This window comes from Mycobacterium sp. E2462 (assembly GCF_001672685.1).
In the GTDB taxonomy this organism is placed as follows: Bacteria; Actinomycetota; Actinomycetes; order Mycobacteriales; family Mycobacteriaceae; genus Mycobacterium.
In genome coordinates this window covers 1-615 of record NZ_LZKC01000009.1, presented here as the reverse complement: position 1 = coordinate 615, position 615 = coordinate 1, and the positions used below count along the sequence as shown (strand labels likewise).

General features: G+C 73.2%; 2 pseudogenes. One reads left to right on the top strand and one right to left on the bottom strand.

The features are described from left to right. Positions 1–398: pseudogene (locus A5714_RS24900) on the top strand (acyl-CoA dehydrogenase family protein); the annotation flags it as partial. Positions 399–422: 24 nt separating this feature from the next. Here A5714_RS24900 and A5714_RS26820 read toward each other — a convergent pair. Beyond that, positions 423–488 (bottom strand): annotated as a pseudogene (locus A5714_RS26820) (hypothetical protein); the annotation flags it as partial. Positions 489–615 lie beyond the last annotated feature (127 nt).

Below are 615 nucleotides of genomic sequence, written 5' to 3'. Positions count from 1 at the left end.
ACGCGCCGGCCGACGTGCGCGACCACGTCCTGGCCAAGTTCGCCGCCGGCGAGTGGGCCGGTGAGACGGCGCAGTTGTTGACCGAGCGCACCGGCGGCTCCGACCTCGGCGCGCTCGAGACGACGGCGACCCGCGTCGGTGACGCGTGGCTGCTCAACGGCTTTAAGTGGTTCGCCTCCAACTGCGCCGGCGAGGCGTTCGTCGTGCTGGCCAAGCCCGAGGGAGCGCCGGACACCAGCCGCGGCGTCGCGAACTTCCTGGTGTTGCGCACCCGCCGCGACGGGTCGCGCAACGGGGTGCGGATCCGCCGGCTCAAGGACAAGCTCGGCACCCGCTCGGTGGCGTCGGGCGAGGTCGAATTCGTCGACGCCGAGGCGTTCCTGTTGTCCGAGCCGCCGCGCGTAGGACAGCGACTCCACCAGCGCGCGTCGCGCGTTGCCGAGGCCGAACAGGGCGATGCCGAGCCGGGCGGCGTTGGTGAGCTCCATCATCCGGCCCAGCCCCTTGCCGTCCGCGGGACCGGCCGACGGCTGCCCTTCGCGCGGCGGCTCGGACAACAGGAACGCCTCGGCGTCGACGAATTCGACCTCGCCCGACGCCACCGAGCGGGTGCCG